The 1,997-nt window shown below is 72.2% G+C and carries 2 protein-coding genes; both read right to left on the bottom strand.

The window, feature by feature from the left end; genetic code table 11:
* Nucleotides 1–55 precede the first annotated feature (55 nt).
* Nucleotides 56–1,267, bottom strand: a complete 1,212-nt coding sequence (locus G3O00_RS41925; protein WP_206146518.1) for a beta-ketoacyl-[acyl-carrier-protein] synthase family protein — start codon at nt 1,265–1,267, stop codon at nt 56–58.
* A 63-nt stretch (nt 1,268–1,330) separates the two neighbouring features.
* The coding region (locus tag G3O00_RS41920) for a polysaccharide deacetylase family protein (RefSeq protein WP_206146517.1) at nt 1,331–1,997 on the bottom strand (667 nt) is incomplete at its 5' end.

Raw genomic sequence — 1,997 nt, 5'->3', positions numbered from 1 at the left:
CCGGGGCCGACGAGGCCGATGCTTTCGATGAAGGCGGTGAGTGTCATGGCGGGCCTCAACGGCGTGCGTGGTCGGCGCGGCCGAGGATCAGGCTGCAATTCGTGCCGCCGAACCCGAACGAATTGGAGAGGACGGCACGCACGCGCGCATCGCGGCTTGCGAGTACGTAGTCGGCAGCGAGTGCCGGGTCGGGTCGCGTCGTGTTGACGCCGGCCGGCACGAACTGCTCGCGCAGCGCGAGCGCAGCGACGACTGCCTCTAGCGCACCCGCCGCGCCGAGCGTATGGCCGGTCGCGCCCTTCGTCGAACTGCACGGCGTGCTGGCGAACAGCGCGCCGATCGCGCGGCTTTCGGCCGCGTCGTTGCTCGGCGTCGCGGTGCCGTGCAGGTTCACGTAGTCGATGTCGTTCGCGCCGAGCCCGGCGGCCGCGAGCGCCTGCTCGATCGCGCCGCGCGCGCCGAGCCCGTCCGGATGCGGCGACGACATGTGATGCGCGTCGCTCGATTCGCCGATGCCGAGCAGCAGGATCGCGTGGGCGTCGAGTGCGGCGGGCGGGTCGGGCACGCGTTCGACGAGCGCGAACGCGGCGGCCTCGCCGATCGAGATGCCGTCGCGTGCGACGTCGAACGGACGGCACGGCTGGCGCGACAGCAGTTCGAGAGAATTGAAGCCGTACAGCGTCGTCAGGCACAACGAATCGACGCCGCCGACGACGGCCGCGTCGATCAAGCCTGCCTCGATCATGCGGCGCGCGGAGCCGAACACTTTCGCGCCGGACGAGCAGGCAGACGAGATCGCCATCGCCGGCCCGCGCAGCGCGAGAAACGCGCGTACGAATGCGGCCGGCGAATACGGGTTGTGCGTGTGCGCGTAGCGGAAGTCGGCGGGCAGCGCGCCGCTTGCCGGATCGCGGCGCTGATAGGCGTGCTCGGTTTCGAGGATGCCGGCCGTGCTCGTGCCGATGAACACGCCGACGCGCGCTGCGCCGTAGCGCGCGACAGCCGCCGCGACGCGTGCGTCGAAGTTGTCCTGCGTGAGGCCGAGCTGCGCGAGGCGGTTGTTGCGGCACTCGAAGTCGGCGAGGTCGGCGCGCACGGGCTGCGCATCGACGCCGTCCACCGCGCCGATCCACGTGTCGAGATCCGCACGCTCGAAGTCGCAGGGCTGGAGCCCGCCGCGCGCGCGGCGCAGCGCATCGAGGGTCGCATCGAGGCCGCGGCTGATGCAGCTGGTGGCGGTGAAGTGCGAGAGCAGGAGAGGTTTCACGAGGGTCGCATCCGGTGGCCGGAACGGGCGCCGCAGCAGGGCTGGCAGGCGCGCCGTTCGAGGTCAGATTTTATCAAACGGGGGGGCCGAACCGGCCGGCTCGCCCGGCCCGCCGGGCGGTTCCGGCGCGAGCGCCGCGCGCAGCGTGGTCCAGTGCAGTTGCGCATCGACGGCCGCGTGCAGCACCGCCTGCAGCACGTCGAGCACGACCGGTTCACCGCGCGCGTCACGCGCCGCATGGCCGTCGTGCACGAGCAGGATGTCGCGTGCCGCGAGACCGTGCAGCAGGCGGCGCGTGACGGTCGCGGCATCGCGTGCGCGCGTGTCGAAACCGCGCCGCGTCCAGCTCGCCAGCTGCAGGCCGAGTTCGCACAGCACCGGTTCGAGAAACGGGTTGCGCAGGCCGGCCGGCGCACGGAAGAACAGCGGGCGTGTGCCGGCGAGCTCGGTCAGCGTCTGCTGCGCGGCCGCGATCTCGCGCCGCAGCGCGGCGGGCCCCGACAGCGAGAACGTGTGCCGGTGCCGCTGGCTGTGGTTCTCGATCGCGTGACCGCGCGCGACGATCGCCTCGATCCAGCGCGGATGACGGCGCGCGAGATCGCCGATGCAGAAGAACGTCGCGCGCGCATCGTAACGGTCGAGCAGGTCGAGCACGCGCGGCGTGACGTCCGGGTCCGGGCCGTCGTCGATCGTCAGCGCGATGCGGCGGCCCGCACCCGGTGGCAGGCGA

This window comes from Burkholderia sp. Ac-20384, assembly GCF_017104605.1.
GTDB lineage: Bacteria > Pseudomonadota > Gammaproteobacteria > Burkholderiales > Burkholderiaceae > Burkholderia > Burkholderia lata.
Note: the sequence above shows the minus strand (reverse complement) of the source record. Positions and strands in the feature narration are given on the sequence as shown.